The sequence below is a fragment of the uncultured Thiothrix sp. genome (assembly GCF_937876535.1).
GTDB lineage: Bacteria > Pseudomonadota > Gammaproteobacteria > Thiotrichales > Thiotrichaceae > Thiolinea.
In genome coordinates this window covers 58,819-78,869 of record NZ_CALFHZ010000009.1, presented here as the reverse complement: position 1 = coordinate 78,869, position 20,051 = coordinate 58,819, and the positions used below count along the sequence as shown (strand labels likewise).

Here is a 20,051-nt window from a genome sequence, read left to right as displayed (position 1 = left end):
ACACCATGGCTATCCAAGAAGTTCGTGTCCCGGATATTGGGGACTTTAAAGAAGTAGAAATCATTGAAGTGCTGGTTAAAGTGGGTGATAGCATTCACGCGGAAGACTCGCTCATTACTGTCGAGTCGGATAAGGCTTCGATGGAAATTCCGTCACCGTTGGCAGGTACTGTCAAGGAGTTGCGGGTTCAACAAGGTGATCGGGTTTCTAAAGGTAGTCTGATTCTCAGCGTGGAAACCGTGACGAACCCAGCGAAACCACCACCTGCATTAACACCTAACTCGGGCGCAGCTCATTTACCCTCTGCATCTAGCCCACCCGCATCAATGTCCGTTTCCCCTGTTGCTAAGCGCCCTAGCCCGCAAACTGTAGTAGATCACGAGGCATTTAAAAAAGCTTATGCTCCCCCCTCGGTGCGTAAGTTTGCACGTGAATTAGGCGTCGATTTAAGCCGCGTGGCGGGCAGTGGGCGCAAGCAGCGCATTACGCAAGAAGATGTGAAAGGCTATATCAAAGATGTGATGGGGCTTGGCTTACCATCAAAAAATGCGGCGACGGCTCATAGTGGCCTTGGCATTCCACGCATGCCTGAAATTGATTTCAGCCAATGGGGCGAAGTCGAAACAGTGCGCCTAAATCGGATTAATAAACTCACTGGCGAGTTCCTGCATCGCAATTGGTTGAATGTTCCGCATGTCACTCAATTCGATCAAGCGGACATCACCGATTTAGAAGCTTTCCGCCAAGCACTGAATCTTGAACAAGAAAAAATCAAAGCCTCGAAAATCACCCCCTTAGTCTTCATTATGAAAGCAGTGGTAGCTGGTTTAAAAGCTTATCCCCGCTTTAATACATCGCTTGATCCTTCAGGGGAAATGCTCATTCAGAAAAAGTATTATCACCTTGGTATTGCTGTGGACACACCGGATGGTTTGGTTGTGCCGATTATTCGTGATGTGGATAAGAAGTCTCTCCTACAACTCTCGGATGATCTCAAAGAGGTTTCTACCAAAGCGCGTGAACGGCGCTTGAAACCTGCTGATTTACAAGGGGGGTGCTTCTCTATTTCCAGCCTAGGCGGGATCGGTGGCACTCAATTCACCCCGATTATTAATGCCCCCGATGTAGCGATTTTAGGGGTATCTAAATCGAGTATGCAGCCGATTTGGAATGGCAAAGAATTTGTGCCACGTCTGATGCTGCCTTTGTCGCTCTCGTATGATCATCGAGTGATTGATGGTGCGGATGGTGCACGCTTTACCACTTTTCTAGCTAAAATGTTGGAAGATATTCGGCGATTGCTGCTATAAGCTTGCGAAAAACTGCTACCTAATACCTAAGGTGACGCGCGTGTAGAAGAACACATTCTATGTTCTTGTAAAAAGGTGAGGCTTTATGACCCCTAACACCGAACTGCACGTAGTTTGGAGTACTATTTTTTATTGACTTCATCACTTTTCTTAAGACCTATGTGACTACGTATAGATAAAAATTTATTTTAGAACATGAGGCCAAACACTTCTAACGGTACTGTAGTGGAGTGTATGACCCGATGTCTAACTTGAAACAATTAATTTCTTAGCAGAAGGAGTGGTAGAAATCCTTTGTACTAACATAGTTATGCTACGAATTAAGAACTAATTATACAGCATCGGATTTAACTAGCTTAGCTCAGCAAGGTTAGAAGCTAAAGCTATGAGTGGCGTTAACATAGGTGTTTTTAAGTTGCTGCAATGCGCAAGTTTTTCGGCTATGCTGTGCAGGCGTTGAGGACGGGTCAAAATAACCCATGCAAGGAGAAGTCTAATGAGTCGCGATGTTGTTGTATTAAGTGCGGTACGCTCTGCAATTGGTGCTTTTGGTGGAAGTTTAAGTGGTATGGAACCTGCTGAATTGGCAGGCCAAGTCATGAAAGAGGCGGTGCAACGTTCTAGCGTTGATCCTGCGCAAATCAATTATGTAACAGTAGGCAATACTATCCCTACTGAATCTCGTTTCCCTTATGTTGCACGTGTCGCTTCTATCCAAGCTGGCTTGTCGATGGAATCGGTCGCTATGGCAGTCAATCGCCTGTGTAGCTCTGGTTTGCAAGCGATTGTAACCACCGCTCAAGGCATTATGCTCGGCGATTATGACTATGGTGTGGGCGGTGGCGTGGAAGTGATGTCACGCGCTGGTTATTTATCGACTGCGATGCGTAATGGCGCACGTATGGGCGATACCACTATGATCGATACGATGGTTGCCACCTTGACTGATCCCTTTGGCGTAGGTCACATGGGCATCACTGCAGAAAACTTAGCAGCAAAATGGGGCATCTCGCGTGAAGAGCAAGACGCTTTAGCGGCTGAGTCACAACGTCGTGCAGCCAATGCGATCAAAGAAGGCCGATTCAAATCTCAAATTCTACCAATCACTCTGAAAACTCGTAAGGGTGAAGTGGTATTTGATACGGATGAGCACGTTAAAGCGGATACTACCGTTGAAACTCTGGCGAAAATGCGCCCCGCGTTCAAGAAAGACGGTACCGTAACAGCAGGTAATGCGTCTGGTATCAATGACGGTGCTGCTTTCTTCGTCTTAGCGGCGGCTGATGTGGCTGCGAAAGCGGGTCAAAAACCAATGGCACGTTTAGTGTCTTATGCTGTTGCTGGTGTACCAAATGATGTAATGGGTGAAGGCCCAATCCCAGCGTCTAAACAAGCACTGAAAAGAGCAGGCTTGTCTTTAGATCAAATGGATGTGATTGAGTCTAACGAAGCGTTTGCTTCTCAAGCCATTGCAGTCTCTAAAGGCTTAGGCTTAGACATGAACAAAACCAATCCAAACGGTGGTGCGATAGCATTAGGTCACCCCATCGGTTGTTCTGGTGCTTTCATTGCTACCAAAGCGATCTATGAATTACACCGTATCAATGGCAAATATGCCTTAGTCACCATGTGTATCGGTGGCGGTCAAGGTATTGCTGCGGTATTCGAACGCATGTAAGACCGCTCTTGGGTGGAGCGCTCTGCTCCACCCAACTATTGCCCTTTGCCCCTCATACCTCATCTATCTTAGGCAATTCCTGCATTCCATCTGTCCTGTTTAGAGACTTAGATGGTTAAACCAGCTAATAAAATACAATTATTAACAATAAGAAATCCGACGACTAGCATGCCTGTCTGCACTAATTTCATGTGATAATTAGTCGCTAGAATAATTTGATCAGATTAAATATAGCCAAATAAATTTAGAAAATCCTAATATACTTAAAGTCAAAGGAAGTTACGCAGAGGTATATGCATTATGAAAACAACAGTAATTAGACTCTGTGCACTATCTGCTTTGTTATCCTGCATGATAGCGAACGTACAGGCAGAAATTTATAAATGGACTGATGCTTCGGGTGCAGTCCATTACACACAAACGCCCCCACCGGATTTATCCAAAGCGAAAGACATTGCTGAAGACATCAGTTTGTCTACTGGCAAAGCCACCCATGCAACTAAAACTGATACGGCTAAGTCTGAAGAGCAAGATAAAGATAAACCCAAAGATGAGATGGAACAAGCTAAGGATGAAGGTGCAAAAAATGAAGAAAAGCACCGCCAGTTCTGTGATCAACAAAAAGGCTCCTTAAAACAATTATTGGCAAATCCAATAATTCGTTGGCGCTCAACTGACAATGTAGAAAAAATCCTTACGGCTAAAGAACGTGCCGATAAGATTGCCGAGGTGGAAAAAAACGTCAAAGAGCTATGTAACGCTGATGTTCTTCCGGCTCAAGCTAGCAAAGCACAATAAGTATAATTACCCCTTATAGGCATCAGGGATAATTTACAATTCCATAGGGTAGCCTAAAGTAGGCTACCTGCTGGGCTTGATAACTCTATAGAAAAGTAAATGATCCAAATAAACTACTGGTTAGCAATTGCTGTACTTATGGTCAGTCCTTTGCTGACACCTGTTTTTGCTACTGAACAAGCTGATGAAAGTGTGAAAATTGCTTTATCGGGGCAAGTAGAAACCTCAATTCATCGTTTTGGTGAAGCTCCCCGCCGCATCTTGTGGATTTCGAGCACTGAAACCCAAGTCGCTGATTTCAATTTAGCCAAACAACTAGCAGCGGCTGATTTAGAGATTTGGTTAACTCCTTTGCAAGGTAATAGCAAAACCTCTCACGTATCTAAAGAACTTTCTGCTACTCAACTCGCTGAATTAATTCAAGAATCCTTTCCAAGTAAAACCGAAAATAAACTTTATATTTTTAGTACTGGAAAACAAGCTAAAGCTGCCGTAGAAAGTTTACAGACGTGGCAAGAAGCACGTGGTAGCTCTAGCCAGTTAGGCGGCTTGATACTCGCCTACCCAGAGCTAACTCTAAGTAAGGCTAAACAAAAAGAGCCACAGTTTATTGAAGCCGCCTCCCAACTGAAGTCGCCGATTTATATTTTTCAACCCTCCGAGAAACTCAACCTAGCAGCCACTGAAGGTTTAGTTGCTGCGTTTGAAAAAGCAGGTAGCGTAGTTTATTCAGAAGTAGTGAAGGATACAGCAGCTGGCTATTTGCAACGTAAAGCAAGCTCAGAAGAAGAGACCTTACAGCTTAGTGTTTTTCCCGCTCAACTCACTCAAGCTCTAGATAAATTAGATGAAGCTGCCAGCCAAGCAGCCACGACTAAAACTGAAGAAGCGCCGTCACCCACTCTGCTGGAGCATCCGACTAAAGAACTAGCGCCTGAGCTGCGCTTAACTGACCTCAACGGGAAAGCTCAGGATTTAAAAGATTATCGCGGCAAGGTAGTACTTTTAAACTTTTGGGCTACTTGGTGCCCACCTTGTATCAAAGAAATTCCATCGCTCAATAACTTACAGAAGAAGTTCTCTCACGATGATTTCGTAGTACTTAGCGTGGATGTAGGTGAGGAACCAAAAGACATTCAAACCTTCCTAAAGCATATCCCAGCGGATTACCCAGTGTTGGTAGATAGCACTAGTAGCTCAACTGAAGCTTGGCATTTAAAAGCGTTCCCTAGCACCTATGTCATTGATCGTAAGGGACAATTACGCTATATGTATTTTGGGGGCTTAGAATGGGATGAGCCTGAAATTATTAAGTTTTTAGAGAAAAATTTAGAGATTGTGGCAAAATAATTGCATCCTTACAAAAGGTTTAGCTGCAAGGATGCAGTGGCTCTGCAATAATTAGCCGTAATGGCAGACATAATGCGTGGGTTCTAAGACTTCAATATCAAAAGAAGTATTCGCACCCACTGAAAATGAGTGCCCACCTTTATAGTCTTGCCATTGGTCAGAGCCAGCCAAACGCACACGGCAATGTCCCTGCTGAATCTCCATCACTTCGGGAGCAGCAGTACCAAAAGTTAAAGTAGCAGGCAAAATAACTCCTACACTTTTCCGTGTGCCATCAGCTGTAAAAAAAGTATAGCTGATACATTTGCCGTCAAAATAGACATTAGCTGTAGTTTGAAGACGGACATTTTCAATGTGGCTCATAAAGTGATCCTTAACAAAATATAATAGGAATAAGCACCCAAAGGAAGGGTAAGAAAAAAAGCGTAGGCAGTGTAACAGTAGCATCCTCGGCTTGGAATATGTACTAGCCGACCACCACACCTAAGACCTATATCGACCATCACAACTGTCTAGAACAACTAGAACTAGCACCCATTATTAGGATTTAGCATGCAGGCTTTAAATAAATTAACAGCGCAGGAGATTAGTAAGCGCTTACAACCCGTCAACCCTCACCGTAGTTTTGATGTACCCAGCAATTTAATCGGCGACCAGTTTCGCGATGCTGCGGTCTTAGTGCCCTTTGTGCGCCTACGAGATGAATGGCATTTATTATATATTCGGCGCGCTTGTTCAGAGCGTGATCGGCATAGCGGCCAAGTAGCGTTTGCAGGTGGTAAGCGTGACCCGCAAGATCCTGATTTATACGGTACGGCCTTACGTGAAGCTCAGGAAGAAATTGGGATTAACCCGCAGGATGTGAACATTCTTGGACATTTAAGTGCTCACCATAGCATTAGCAATTTCAAAATCACCCCAGTCGTTGGTCAAGTGCCTTGGCCTTATTCCTTACAACTGCAACGTAGCGAAGTTGATCGCGCATTTACGATTCCCTTAACTTGGTTGGCTGATCCGCGTAATCACGAACTGCGTTTGCGTGAATTGAAAGGGACTAATGTGCCAGTCGTTTACTTCAAAGAATATGACGGTGAACTTTTGTGGGGCGCGACAGCCCGCATGACTTTAAATCTCTTGTATATGTTAGGCGTGGATTTTAGTGAGTTAGAGCTGCCTATGGCTAAAGCTGCTTGAAAGAACTGAGTTAAAACAAGAGGCATCTACTAAAAATAGATGCCTTTCATTCCAATTTACTCGCTGCTATCGTCTTCAGCCGCTTCAGCTTCAAGATCCTCTAAATCAGTATCTTCATCGTCTGTACTAAAGATGGGGGCAATTTGTACTAATTTCTCGCCTTCATTTAAGCGAATTAAAGTCACCCCTTGAGTATTACGACCAACTAGAGACACTTGCGCAACCGGCGTCCGCACTAACACGCCACCATCCGTAATCAGCATAATTTGATTACCTTCTGTGACTTGTACCGCACCAATAGCGCGCCCATTCCGCTCAGAAGTTTGGATGGCAATCACCCCCATCCCACCGCGGCCTTGGGCTAAGAACTCATCCACTCGGGTACGTTTACCATAGCCATTTTCAGTCGCAGTCAGGATTTCACCTTCACCGAGAATAATTAGAGCATTGACCTGTTGATCATCCTCTAATTTAATTCCACGCACACCCGCAGCACCACGCCCCATAGCACGTACATCACTTTCAGGAAAGCGAATGGCTTTACCTGCAGAAGTGAAGAGCATAACTTCGTTTTCACCATTCGTGAGTGCTACATCCACTAAATAATCATCGCGCAAATCAATCGCAATAATCCCTGCATTCCGTGGCCGTGAGAACTCTTTCAGCGGTGTCTTTTTCACAGTGCCATTCGAAGTCACCATGAAAATAAACTTATCTTCTGCATACTCACGAATGGGCAGAATCGCATTAATGCGCTCACCGTCTTCGAGCGGTAATAAATTCACCATCGGTCGTCCACGTGAATTACGGCTGGCAAGCGGTAATTGGTAAACCTTAAGCCAATACATGCGTCCACGGCTAGAGAAACAGAGAATCGTATCGTGAGTGCTGGCTACAAAGAGTTTTTCAATGAAATCCTCTTCCTTCATCGTCGTCGCTGTTTTACCGCGCCCACCACGACGTTGTGCACGATAAGTATCCAAAGGCTGAGCTTTGGCATAACCTTCATGCGAAAGCGTTACAACCACCTCTTCATCAGCGATTAGATCCTCAAGACTTAAATCTTCGCCGATTACATTGATTTCAGTACGGCGTTTATCGCTATAAGTCTCGCGCAGTTCCAATAATTCAGCACGAATGACCTGCATTAAGCGCTCAGGATTACTCAAAATATCCAGTAAATCGGCAATCCGCTCTAACAGTTCGCGATATTCCTCAAGGATTTTGTCTTTTTCTAAGCCCGTCAAGCGATGCAGACGTAGATCAAGAATCGCTTGTGCTTGCTGTTCAGAAAGCCAGTATTGCCCTTCACGCAGACCTAAAGCGGCATCTAAATCATCAGGTCTAGACATCTCTGCACCTGAGCGCGTAAGCATCTCAGAGACAATTCCCGGATTCCAACCACGCCCCATTAAGCCTTCTTTCGCTTCGACAGGACTCGCTGCACGCTTAATTAAATCAATAAGTTGATCAATATTGGAGAGTGCAACTGCTAAGCCTTCTAAAATATGTGCTCGCTCACGTGCTTTGCGCAGATTGAAAATCGTGCGCCGTGTCACTACTTCACGGCGATGGCGTAAGAAAGCTTCTAGAATTTGCTTTAAATTAAGTAATTTTGGTTGAGCATCAACCAAAGCCACCATGTTGATGCCAAACACAGTTTGCATTTGTGTTTGTTTATACAGATTATTGAGCAGCACCTCGGCCGATTCGCCCCGCTTGACCTCAATGACCATGCGCATGCCGTCTTTATCAGACTCATCGCGCAGCTCAGAAATGCCTTCGATTTTCTTATCTTTAACCAGCTCGGCAATCTTTTCTAGAAGGCGTGCTTTATTAACTTGGTAAGGCAACTCGTGAACCACAATCGTTTCACGCCCAGTTTTTTCATGGGTCTCTACTTCAGCACGTGCACGTACATAAATCCGCCCACGCCCAGTATGATAGGCCTCACGAATCCCACGCGAGCCATTGATAATCCCTGCAGTCGGAAAGTCGGGGCCTGGGACATACTCCATCAAATCATCGATTTCTAATTCTGGATTATTGATGAGAGCTAAGCAGGCATTAACGACTTCTGTCAAATTATGTGGCGGAATATTCGTCGCCATCCCTACCGCAATGCCTGAAGAGCCATTCACTAAGAGATTCGGCACGCGGGTCGGGAATACCGCTGGCTCTTGCTCAGCACCATCATAGTTAGGAACGAAATTAACCGTTTCTTTATCAATATCAGCTAAAAGTTCATGTGCAATTTTGGACATGCGTACTTCGGTATAACGCATCGCTGCGGGCGCGTCACCATCCACTGAGCCGAAGTTACCTTGACCATCCGCCAACATATACCGCAACGAAAATGGCTGAGCCATCCGCACGACCGCATCATAAACGGCGGTGTCACCATGTGGATGATATTTACCGATTACGTCACCGACAACGCGCGCTGATTTTTTATAGGCTTTATTCCAGTCATTGCCCAGCTCACTCATCGCATAGAGGACACGACGGTGTACAGGTTTTAGGCCATCACGCACGTCCGGTAGCGCACGTCCAACGATGACACTCATCGCATAGTCCAAATAGGACTGACGCATTTCATCTTCGAGGTTAACCGGAATAACTTCCTTGGCAAAAGCAGCCATATTTATTGTTCGACCGTTCAAGATAGAGGCGGCTATTATAGCAGATAATGCTTAGAAAAGGACAAAATACACCAGTGAAACTCACGTGGAATGCGGGTTAGCAGCGTATTTTTAAGTCTAAGCTCGCTTAGATCTAAGGGTGGTCTAAAACAGGGTGCTGAATTTTAAAACTCATGAACACCACACCAATACCTGCTACACCTAGAGCTAATAAAGCCAAACGTAACCCCACTAAATCAGCCAGATTGCCAATTAAGGAAGGACCTAATAAAAAGCCGGTATAACCCAAAATGGTAATCATTGAAATCACTTGCCCTGCCTGTTTGGGAGCAATATCACCAGCTAAAGAAAGTACAATCGGTACCACCGCAGCCAGCGCTAAGCCTGCAACTAAAAAACCTGTTAAAATTAATGGCGGATATACGGTGCTAACAGAAATAATGATCCCAACGGTAGCCATAACTCCAGATACTCGAAGTACTAAACGGCGTTGCCAATGTAAAACAATCCAGCCTGAACCTAACCGTCCTATCATCATCGCCAAATGAAATATCGCCGGCCCTGCAGCACCTATAATAACGGGCAGGTCTAAAGATAAACGCAAATAAACTGCTGACCACATTTCCAAGGTACCCTCAGAGAAAACAGTCAAACCTGTAATCGCAGCTAACCATAGTAAGACCGGAGTTCTAAATAACTCCGATCGGCTCATTTTAGAACTCGCCGAATCTGTACTATCTGGTTGATGGTAGCTGATGATTGAATCCAAGCGCTTACTTAAGGCATAGATACTACCGAGAACGATTAACAGGCTTGCTACAAGTAAGTAAACTAACCGAAAATTTATGCCTTGGAATAATAATAACCCAGTTACTAAAGCGGCTATAGCAGCCATGCCACTGTAACCAGCATGAAAGAAACTCATACGTGTATCGCCTGTATTCTGCTCATAATTAACCGCAGCAGCATTGATACCTACATCCAAAGCACCAGATGCTGCCATGAAACAGATAACTGAGATAACTAGAACTGGATAGCTGTTAATCCAATAAAAGGCAGCATATGCCAAAGCAGATAGGAAGATACCTACCAGTATCAAATATCGAGCACCCCAGCGGTCAGCAAGGCGCCCTGTCAACAGCATGGCAGGAAAAGATCCCACCACACCTAAAGTCAAAGTCAAGCCCAGTTGGCCTGAGCTTAGACTAAACGCACGTTGCAAATCAGCCATCATCACTTGCCAAGAGCCAAATACAAGGCCTACTGCAAAAAAACCGCTAATGACTAACCAAAAGGCAACGCTTTGCAAGCTTAAGTATCCATCCGCCAGATATGTTCTTTATCGCGACTACTTAAAGATTGCCCTAACATTTCGAGCGTCACTAAGACAATTCCCTCATCAGTGACATAAAAGCGTTTTTTGTCTTCCTCCAGATTCTCACCAATCACGGTGCCATCTGGAATCACACAGCCTTTATCAACAATCACTTTAGTGAGTCGGCAATTATTTCCAATGCTCACTTTTGGCAAAATAATACTGTCCTTCACCAAAGAATTATTGCCAATCGTCACTGCAAAGAAAGTCACTGAACGCTTCATACGAGCGCCTGACAAAATACAACCTGCAGAGACTAGGGAATCAATCGCCTCACCACGACGCCCATCTTCGTCAAATACGAATTTTGCAGGCGGATATTGTGGCTGATACGTCCAAATAGGCCATAAACGATCATATAAATTCAGCTCTGGCTCGACCGCACATAACTCCATATTGGCCTTCCAATAGGAATAAACCGTACCCACATCACGCCAGTAAGCTGGCTCGCCGGTTGCTTCATTGCGGAAGGCATAAGCTTGTGCTTTCGCGCTATGAATATGATTAGGGATAATATCCTTACCAAAATCGTGTGAAGAATCATCGCTGAGCGCATCCTCACTTAAAGTTCTAAATAGGAACTCGCGTGAGAACACATAAATACCCATTGACGCAAGCGCAATACCCGGTTTGCCCGGCATATGTTCTGGTTGTTTAGGCTTTTCAGAGAACTTAGTGATGCGCATGTTCTCATCTACGGACATCACACCAAAAGCAGTTGCTTCTTCTACAGGAACTTCGATACAACCGACCGTGAAATCAGCCCCTGATAGCACATGTTTCACCAGCATATCGGAGTAATCCATTTTATAAATATGATCACCGCCTAAGACGATGACATATTCCGGATCATGCCGATGTAAAATATCCAAGTTCTGATAGAGCGCATCCGCCGTGCCTTGATACCACTCTTTTTTCTCAGTGCGCTGTTGGGCAGGCAGAATTTCTACGAACTCACCAATTTCAGCCCGCATAAAATTCCATGCACGCTGCATATGGCGAATCAAAGAATCGGATTTGTATTGTGTTAGAACACCAATCCGGCGAATCCCCGAGTTGACGCAATTCGATAAAGCAAAATCAATAATGCGGTATTTACCGCCAAACGGCACAGCCGGTTTAGCGCGGCGTTGTGTCAGATTCTTTAAACGTGACCCCTCACCACCTGCCAACACTAAAGCTAAAGTGTTACGGCTTAACTCCCGAGCCAAATTCGGACGAGAAAAGTCCATCCGGCCTGAATTATCTGGATTATTATGTGTATTACTCATGCTAACCTCCTCTGGTGTGAAACTTGGCAGCCCCCACTGTTAAAGGCTTGTGGCCGCCTTCTAGGCACTGGGCTTATCATACTCTTTGGTAACTTCAACAAGGCGAATGACATTGGTTGAGCCGGGTTGACCAAAGGGAACCCCCGCTGTCACCACAATGCGATCCCCTAAAACTGCAAAACCTTTACGCTGCACCATCCGTGCTGCTTTTCCCACCATATCCGAGAGCGACACCACATCACGGGTTTGCACTGCATACACCCCCCAGACCAAGGTGAGCTTGCGGGCAACATGGTGTGAAGGCGTAGACCCCAAGATAGGCACCAAACCACGGGCACGTGCTGCGCGTAACGTGGTTGATCCCGTACTACTAAAGGTCACAATCGCGACACAACGCCGTGCTGTAGCAATATCTGAAGCAGCCCGTGCAATCGCATCTGCATCGGTTGGCTCACCTTCTAGTGGATAAGTTTTCAGGGCATGATTGCTACGTACATCGCGCTCAGTTTCAGCAATAATCCGCCCCATCACTTCCACAGCTTCGATTGGATACTGACCCGCTGCGGTTTCTGCTGACAACATTACTGCATCAGCACCATCATAAATTGCAGTCGCCACATCTGAGGCTTCAGCACGGGTCGGCACTGGTGAATTAATCATAGATTCTAGCATCTGCGTCGCCACAATGACGGGACGCCCTAAAGAACGTGCGGTTTCCACAATCCGCTTTTGAATCGCCGGTACACGCTCCGGTGGTAACTCAACACCTAAATCACCACGTGCCACCATCACTGCATCCGCTAACTCAATAATCCGATGCAATTGATCTAAAGCAGAAGGTTTTTCTAATTTGGCTAACACACCGGCACGGCCATTCACCAAATTACGTGCCTCCATAATATCCTCAGGGCGCTGCACGAAAGACAGAGCCACCCAATCGACCCCTAGTTCTAAACCAAAGGCTAAATCCGCACGATCCTTTTCAGTTAAGGCACTAATCGGTAATTGTTTATCAGGAACATTGACGCCTTTCCGGTCAGAAATAACGCCACCGACCACTACGGTCGTTACCGCCACTAATGGCGAAGCTTGAGTTACTTTTAAGCGGACTTTACCGTCATCAACCAGTAATTCATGTCCTGCTTCCAGTACATCAAAAATTTCTCTATGCGGCAGGCTTACACCGTCTTGATCACCTACACGCTTTTCTAAATACAGATTAAAAGTATCGCCTTTTTTTAAAGTGATTTTGCCTTCTGCGAAAGTGCCAATACGTAATTTTGGTCCTTGGAGATCCATCAGAATGCCAATCGGACGATCAAACTCAGCCTCCATTGAGCGAATCAGATTGAAGCGGGCACGTTGATCTTCATGGCTACCATGACTGAAGTTGAGGCGGAAGACATTCACGCCCGCTTCAACCAATTTGCGTAATACCGTTTCATCATTCGAAGCGGGGCCTAGGGTAGCCACTATCTTGGTGCGCCTGTCTAATTTAAAAGGACTATTCATTTGTTTGTTATTCCATGATCAATGCGGTGAATAATTGAAGCTTCAGTTAGCCAAACTGGCATTTAAACGCTGCAGATAAGCTTCATAGCGCTCCTCAATCGAGAGAATATCTGGCGCTAATTCAGGTTGAGTAAAATAGCGGCTAGAAACCAAATAATCTGCGGTACTTTGATTACAAGCCAAAGGAATTTCGTAAAGCGTAGCTAAGCGGACGAGGGCTTTTACATCCACATCATGCGGCTGCGGGGTCATTGGGTCTTGCAAGAAGATAACACAAGCAATTTTACCCTCAGCGATCAAAGCACCTACTTGTTGATCACCACCTAAGGGGCCACTTTTCAAGGGGTGAATCGTGAGTTCAGGATAGGCCTGTTGCAATAAACGCCCTGTTGTGCCAGTCGCATAAATCAAGCGTCCTTGCAGATGCGCCAGGTTTCTCCCCACCCAAGCCACTAAATCGGGTTTAGTCCGATCATGAGCAATCATCGCAATGGCTAAGTTTGGCATCTGCCTGCCCTCCTGCAGAGCCTTGTTGAATGAACAAGGCTGAATTATGGATTCAACAGCGTGGTTTACACTTTTTAAGGCTTTTTCAAAGCTTGTGCTGCTTGCGCTAAAGCCTGTATCGCCTGCCAATCACCCGCTTGTAGTAGATTATCGGGTGTTACCCAAGACCCACCCACACACATCACATTCGGTAGTGCTAAATAATTAGCGGCCGTTTTTTCTGTAATGCCGCCAGTAGGACAAAACAGCACTTTAGGCAATGGGCCATATAAAGACTTTAACATTGGCACCCCACCTGCTGCTTCAGCAGGGAAGAACTTTAAGGTATCTAAACCCAGCTCCATCAAGCGCATCACTTCAGAGGCCGTCGAAGCACCTGGCAATAAAGGTAAACCTTCATCTGCAGCCGCTTTGACTAAATCAGCCGTTGCCCCCGGAGATACCGCAAATTGAGCACCGGCTGCTTTTGCTGCTTTCACATCAGCTAAGGTTAGTACAGTCCCTGCCCCCACTTGGCTACCTGGCACTTCACTCATTAAACGAATCACTTCTAAAGCAGCCGGTGTGCGTAAAGTCACCTCCAGCACCTTTAATCCACCCGCTACTAGAGCTGCTGCTAAAGGTTTAGCCTGTGAGGTTTCTTTCACGACTAATACTGGAATGACTGCGACCTGCTGACACATGTCTCTTAATGAAAACATTGCTAATCCTCTTTAGGCACGCAGTGCGTGAATATGTGTTAAAAGCCCAGCGGTCGATGCATCCACATCAGCAGGTACGGTACGCTCCTGCAAAGCAGGCGCTAAGGCTGTAGCCAATTTTTTACCTAACTCCACGCCCCATTGGTCATAGGAGTTAACACCCCAAATTACCCCTTGCACAAATACTTTATGTTCAAATAATGCGACTAAACGGCCTAAAGTATGTGGATTGAGTTGACGATAGATAATCGAAGTCGAAGGCCGATCACCAGGGAAAGTACGATGTGGTACTAATTGCTCAATCTTTTCCACTGATAAACCTGCTGCTTGCATATCCAAACGGACGGCGTGTGCATCACGCCCAAAGGCTAAAGCTTGGGCTTGGGCTAAAACATTCGTGAGTAAAGTTTCATGATGTCGTTGCACATCACCAAACTCACTCTGGCTACTTGGATTAGCGGCTACAAGAAAATCTACTGGTGTGACATCACTACCCTGATGAATTAGTTGGAAAAACGAATGTTGTGCATTAGTCCCCGCTTCGCCCCAGATAACCGCTCCTGTTGAGCTTTGAATTGGGCTTCCATCCATTTGCACTCGCTTACCATTCGATTCCATATCTAGCTGCTGCACATAAGCTGGGAAACGGGCTAAATGCTGATCATAGGGAATCAACGCAACCGTGGGATATTTCAAAAAATTACGCCGCCAAACCCCAACTAAAGCAAACAGTACCGGCAAATTTGTACTCAAAGGCGCTGAGCGAAAATGCTCATCCATCGCCTTGGCACCCGCTAAAAACTCAGTAAAGGCTTGTTTACCGACAGCAATCGCTACGGGTAAACCAATCGCTGACCAGACTGAATAGCGTCCACCAACCCAATCCCAAAACCCAAATACCCGCGAATCATCAATCCCGTAAGTACGCGTTGCCGCTAAATTAGTTGAAACTGCAGCCACATGTTGACCTGCTTGTTCGCCTAAAGTGGCCTTTAACCAAGTTAAAGCGGTACTGAAATTCAGCATGGTTTCCGCAGTGGTGAAGGTTTTAGAAGCAACAATCACTAAAGTAGTCGCCGGATTAAGGGGCGTGAGGGTATCAACAATATGCGCACCATCTACATTGGAAACAAAGTGTAAACGCGGACCATCATGCCAAGGCGCTAAGGAGGTGGTCACCATCACTGGACCTAAATCCGAACCACCAATCCCAATATTCACCACATCAGTAAAAGCTTGACCTGATAAGGTTTTATAAGTACCTGTCCGGACATCTTCTGCAAAATTTAGAAAACGCTCCCGGACTTCAGCAACATCCGCTAGCACATCTTGACCATCAACGCTTACACCGGCTGGAATACCCTCACGTAAAGCCATGTGGAGAACGGCACGCTGTTCGGTACTATTAATTTTATCACCCTGTACCATCGCATCCCGCCGCGCTTCTACTTGGGCATCAGTCGCAAGCTGCACTAAAGCATTCAGGGCGAAGCTATCGATCTTTTCTTTAGAAAAATCGATCAGTAAATCATTCAGACTAAAGGCCAAGCTCTCGAAACGCTGTGGGTCATTCGCAAATAACTCGCGCAAATGTTGCACCCTCAAGCGCTCCGCATGCATTTCTAAGGCTTGCCAATCCTTAGTAAGATTTGCTTTCATCAATTTATACTCCAGCAGCGAATAAGGAGCTGGCGCCACTGGAAGCAGGCCCGACTGCTTGGCGGAAGACTTGGAACAATTCGCGCCCTAAACCAGCCTCATTCGCTGCTAAATTCGCAGCTACATTGGTTCGACTATCGAAATCAGCCACCAATACGTTTAATTCACCAGTTTCTGCATCTAAACGGATTAAATCCCCATCACGGATTTTAGCAATCGCGCCACCATCCACAGCTTCTGGGCTTAAATGAATCGCGGCAGGAACTTTGCCACTCGCACCGGACATGCGCCCATCAGTAACTAAAGCCACTTGTTGCCCACGATCTTGTAGAACACCTAAAACTGGCGTGAGACTATGTAATTCAGGCATGCCATTGGCTTTTGGTCCTTGGAAGCGCACGACACAGACAAAATCGCCAGTTAGCTCACCTGCTTTAAAAGCAGCTTTCACTTCCTCTTGGTCATGGAAGACTTTGGCAGGCGCTTCGATAATACGGCGTTCGGGCTTTACGGCAGACACTTTAATCACTGCCTCACCAAGATTCCCTGTTAAACTGACTAAACCACCGGCGGCTTGGAAAGCCTCAGTGTAGGGGCGCAAAATGTCGGTATCATGACTAGTTACTGCACCCTCAACCCACATGGCTTTACCTTGTTCATTCAACTTGGCTTCTTGCGTGTAATGATGCAGACCAAAGCCAGCCACAGTATGCACATCCTCATGTAAAAGACCGGCAGCCAGCAATTCGCGAATCACGAATTGCAAGCCACCAGCAGCATGGAAATGGTTAACATCGGCCGAGCCATTTGGATAGACTCGTGCCATTAAGGGCGTAACTGCTGACAAAGCAGAAAAATCTTCTAAGTGCACGATTAAACCAGCAGCACGTGCCATTGCAATCAAATGTAAGACTAGATTGGTGGAACCACCGGTAGCATTCAAACCCACAATTCCATTCACGAAAGCCTTCGCGGATAAGACCTCACAGGCTGGTGTGTAATTACCTGCCTCTGCGGTCAGCTTCAGAACTTGCTCAGTTCCCGCCACGGTTAACGCATCACGTAGTGGGGTATTAGGATTAACAAAACTACTACCCGGCAATTGCAGCCCCATAAACTCCATGAGCATCTGGTTACTATTCGCTGTACCGTAGAACGTACAAGTACCCACATTATGATAAGACTGCATTTCAGCTTCTAATAGCTCAGCACGGCCTACTTGACCGGCTGCATATTGCTGGCGCACTTTAGCTTTTTGGTCATTCGAAATACCTGAAACCATCGGGCCTGCAGGTAAGAAAACACAAGGTAAATAACCAAAAGTAGCCGCAGCAATCACTAAGCCCGGAACAATTTTATCGCACACCCCTAAAAAAGCAGCCGCATCGAATAAGTTGTGGCTGAGTGCAATACCAGCCGCCATCGCAATTACATCGCGCGAAAATAGGGATAACTCCATACCCGGCTGGCCTTGAGTGACCCCATCACACATCGCAGGTACACCACCGGCTACTTGAGCGGTAGCACCGACTGAGCGGGCAACTTGTTTAATTAAAGTTGGATAGGTTTCAAAGGGCTGATGCGCCGATAACATATCATTGTAAGCGGTCACAATCCCAAGATTGGGCGCTTTGCTCGCTACAATTTTAAACTTATCCGCGCTTGGACTAGCAGCAACCGCATGAGCTAAGTTACCGCACGCCAGATTATGCCGATTATCGCGCACTGCGGCTTGTTGCATGCGAGCTAAGTAGAGATTACGTGTCTGTTGACTGCGTTGCTCAATCCGAGTTGTCACCTCGGCGATGACTGGGTGAACTGTGGTATTCATAATATTCTCGACCTACACCTTTAAGGTGCATAGTGAATCATCAATTTATCACCAGCTTGCTGTAATAAAGCCTCAATTGGCCACTGACGTGGCTGGCTGGCAGCAAGATTGGCCTGCGCTTGTTCTAGTAATTGGTGTTTATCAGCGCCAGTAATCAGTAAATGTAAGTGCTTAGCTTGCAATAAAGCTGCCAAGCTAAAAGAAATGCGCGCTTCTGGTAAATCAGGCGCTTGTATTTCTAATAAAACCTCGGAGTTTTTGGGATCTAAACCCCAGTCTAAATTCGCGGCTTGTGGGAATAAAGAGGCAAAATGTCCATCATTGCCCATCCCCAATACCACTGAGTCTAAAGGTAAAAACTCGTCCTGCAGCTTCCCTGCTAATTTAGCTAAGTCCGCTTTAGTTTGCCCAAACTGGTATAAGGCTTGAAAGCTTGCAGCGGGTTCTAAACTAGCCAATAGATTGGTTTGCAATAAACGAGCATTTGAACGCTCATTTGTAGGCTCTACTTGGCGTTCATCGGTTAAAGTAAACACAACTTTTGACCAATCGACTGACTGCTTAGCTAGTGCTTTAAAAAAAAGTACTGGCGTAGTGCCACCAGCAAATGCAGCCGTGGCTTTAGCCTTAGTTTGAATAGCAAGCTGTAATTCATCAGCGACAAGCTGAGCTAATTGCTCAGCTTGCACAGCGCGATCAGGATAGCTAATTAAGTTCATGCCTCAATTTCTCGCCAACGTCGCCCATCGCGCGCCATCATTTCTACCGCTGCAATCGGGCCACGACTACCTGGGTCATAAGCTTCCGGCTTCAGACCAGAGGCTTCCCAAGCATCAATAATGGGGTCAATCCAGCGCCAAGCCGCCTCGACTTCATCACCACGCATGAATAAGGTTTGATTACCACGCACTACATCCATGATCAAGCGTTCATAAGCATCTGGCATCCGCCAGCTACCTTCACGCCCTTCAGCAAAGCTCATATCTAAAGGAATATCCCGTAGACGGAAACCACCCGGACCTGGATCTTTGGTCATAATATGCAATTGCAAACCTTCATCCGGCTGCAAGCGAATTGTCAAAACATTCGGCATGATGGGGGTTTCTAAATCACCAAAGACTGAATGTGCAGGCTCTTTGAAAACTACGGCAATTTCGGTCATTTGCGCCCGTAACTTTTTACCGGTGCGTAAGTAGAAAGGTACACCTGACCAACGCCAGTTATCAATTTTCGCTTTAATCGCGATATAAGATTCCGTTCTGCTATCAGGATTACCCACGTCTTTTAAATAAGATTCAGCATCTGCCTCATGCCCCATATACTGCCCACGTACTGTACTACTTAATACAGCACGCCCAGTTAAAGGTCTTAAGGAGCGCAAGACTTTGAGCTTTTCATCACGCAAAGCGTCTGCATCAAATTTATACGGCGGTTCCATTGCTAATAGACAAAGCAGCTGAATTAAGTGGTTTTGCACCATATCGCGGATAGCACCGGCAGTATCATAATACCCACCCCGACTCCCAACACCTAAAGACTCAGCAGCAGTAATTTGTACATGATCAATGCGGTTCGCATTCCATAAAGGCTCAAACAATGCATTAGCAAAACGCAGCGCCATTAAGTTTTGGACGGTCTCTTTACCAAGATAATGATCAATCCGGTAAACTGATTTTTCATTAAAAACGCTACTAATGGCTTGATTGAGTTCAATCGCACTTTCTAAATCATGGCCTAAGGGTTTTTCCACTACCAAGCGTGCTTTAACTGTAGCTAAACCGACATTGGCTAGACCTTGCGCAATCGTGCCGAATAGAGCTGGGCCAACGGCTAAATAGTAAACGCGAATATGCTCAGGACGTTCATTTAGATAACTAACTAAATCACCCCAAGCACTGGAATCGGTGACATCAATATGTAAATAGCTTAAGCGCTTAATAAAGCGTTCAACGGCCTCTGCACTTAACTCTTCAGCAGCGACATGTTGTTGTAAAGCTTCTCGAGCTTCAAGTTTGAAAGCTTCCGTGTCTTGATCGGTACGCGCTAAACCTAGAATTCGAGCGGCAGCCGGAATTTGTCCATCGGCATCGCGTCGAAATAAAGCAGGCAATAATTTGCGCATCGCCAAATCGCCAGTACCGCCAAAAATGACAAGATCAAAAGGATCAACAGGAATAACCGTGCTGCTCATGAATACTGGATTTCCTTGGTGGTTGTTTTAAC

At 45.9% G+C, this 20,051-nt stretch carries 16 protein-coding genes; 5 read left to right on the top strand and 11 right to left on the bottom strand.

From position 1 onward, the window contains the following. Window positions 1–5 precede the first annotated feature (5 nt). From aceF to Q0230_RS05840, 4 genes are all read left to right on the top strand, one after another. On the top strand, window positions 6–1,310 hold the full coding sequence (gene aceF / locus Q0230_RS05855) for a dihydrolipoyllysine-residue acetyltransferase (protein WP_298608911.1): 1,305 nt from the start codon (window positions 6–8) through the stop codon (window positions 1,308–1,310). A gap of 496 nt (window positions 1,311–1,806) precedes the next feature. After that, window positions 1,807–2,988 (top strand): acetyl-CoA C-acyltransferase family protein, encoded by a 1,182-nt coding sequence (locus Q0230_RS05850; protein ID WP_298608910.1) that lies wholly within the window; start codon window positions 1,807–1,809, stop codon window positions 2,986–2,988. A gap of 300 nt (window positions 2,989–3,288) precedes the next feature. Beyond that, the gene (locus tag Q0230_RS05845) at window positions 3,289–3,786 is read left to right on the top strand and encodes a DUF4124 domain-containing protein (protein ID WP_298608909.1); all 498 of its coding nucleotides are present in this window, start codon (window positions 3,289–3,291) and stop codon (window positions 3,784–3,786) included. A gap of 99 nt (window positions 3,787–3,885) precedes the next feature. Further along, window positions 3,886–5,136, top strand: coding sequence for a TlpA disulfide reductase family protein (locus Q0230_RS05840; RefSeq protein ID WP_298608908.1), 1,251 nt, complete (start codon window positions 3,886–3,888; stop codon window positions 5,134–5,136). A gap of 51 nt (window positions 5,137–5,187) precedes the next feature. On the opposite strand, the gene Q0230_RS05835 is transcribed toward Q0230_RS05840, so the two are convergent. Then, window positions 5,188–5,499: a pyrimidine/purine nucleoside phosphorylase gene (locus tag Q0230_RS05835; RefSeq protein ID WP_298608907.1), complete on the bottom strand. Its 312-nt coding sequence runs from the start codon at window positions 5,497–5,499 to the stop codon at window positions 5,188–5,190. 189 nt (window positions 5,500–5,688) lie between these two features. On the opposite strand from Q0230_RS05835, the gene Q0230_RS05830 reads away from it, so the two are divergent. Then, window positions 5,689–6,330 (top strand): CoA pyrophosphatase, encoded by a 642-nt coding sequence (locus Q0230_RS05830; RefSeq protein ID WP_298608906.1) that lies wholly within the window; start codon window positions 5,689–5,691, stop codon window positions 6,328–6,330. 56 nt (window positions 6,331–6,386) lie between these two features. Here Q0230_RS05830 and gyrA read toward each other — a convergent pair whose 3' ends face one another. From gyrA to zwf, 10 genes are all read right to left on the bottom strand, one after another. Then, entirely contained in the window at window positions 6,387–8,972 is a 2,586-nt protein-coding gene (gene gyrA / locus Q0230_RS05825; protein WP_298608905.1) for a DNA gyrase subunit A, read from the bottom strand. Window positions 8,973–9,105: 133 nt separating this feature from the next. Beyond that, window positions 9,106–10,281 (bottom strand): MFS transporter, encoded by a 1,176-nt coding sequence (locus Q0230_RS05820; RefSeq protein ID WP_298608904.1) that lies wholly within the window; start codon window positions 10,279–10,281, stop codon window positions 9,106–9,108. 2 nt (window positions 10,282–10,283) lie between these two features. Then, window positions 10,284–11,579, bottom strand: a complete 1,296-nt coding sequence (gene glgC, locus Q0230_RS05815; RefSeq protein WP_298609012.1) for a glucose-1-phosphate adenylyltransferase — start codon at window positions 11,577–11,579, stop codon at window positions 10,284–10,286. Window positions 11,580–11,678: 99 nt separating this feature from the next. After that, the gene (gene pyk / locus Q0230_RS05810; RefSeq protein ID WP_298608903.1) at window positions 11,679–13,130 is read right to left on the bottom strand and encodes a pyruvate kinase; all 1,452 of its coding nucleotides are present in this window, start codon (window positions 13,128–13,130) and stop codon (window positions 11,679–11,681) included. A 42-nt stretch (window positions 13,131–13,172) separates the two neighbouring features. Continuing rightward, window positions 13,173–13,637, bottom strand: a complete 465-nt coding sequence (locus Q0230_RS05805; RefSeq protein ID WP_298608902.1) for a methylglyoxal synthase — start codon at window positions 13,635–13,637, stop codon at window positions 13,173–13,175. A 74-nt stretch (window positions 13,638–13,711) separates the two neighbouring features. Further along, window positions 13,712–14,338, bottom strand: a complete 627-nt coding sequence (gene eda, locus Q0230_RS05800) for a bifunctional 4-hydroxy-2-oxoglutarate aldolase/2-dehydro-3-deoxy-phosphogluconate aldolase (RefSeq protein ID WP_298608901.1) — start codon at window positions 14,336–14,338, stop codon at window positions 13,712–13,714. 12 nt (window positions 14,339–14,350) lie between these two features. Then, complete coding sequence (pgi, locus tag Q0230_RS05795; protein WP_298608900.1) at window positions 14,351–15,997, bottom strand: glucose-6-phosphate isomerase; 1,647 nt, start codon at window positions 15,995–15,997, stop codon at window positions 14,351–14,353. Window positions 15,998–16,001: 4 nt separating this feature from the next. Next, window positions 16,002–17,828, bottom strand: coding sequence for a phosphogluconate dehydratase (gene edd / locus Q0230_RS05790; protein ID WP_298608899.1), 1,827 nt, complete (start codon window positions 17,826–17,828; stop codon window positions 16,002–16,004). A gap of 20 nt (window positions 17,829–17,848) precedes the next feature. After that, a complete protein-coding gene (gene pgl / locus Q0230_RS05785; protein WP_298608898.1) occupies window positions 17,849–18,547 on the bottom strand; it encodes a 6-phosphogluconolactonase in 699 nt (232 codons plus the stop codon). Then, the gene (gene zwf / locus Q0230_RS05780; protein WP_298608897.1) at window positions 18,544–20,019 is read right to left on the bottom strand and encodes a glucose-6-phosphate dehydrogenase; all 1,476 of its coding nucleotides are present in this window, start codon (window positions 20,017–20,019) and stop codon (window positions 18,544–18,546) included. Before zwf ends, pgl begins: the two co-directional genes overlap by 4 nt. Window positions 20,020–20,051: the final 32 nt, after the last annotated feature.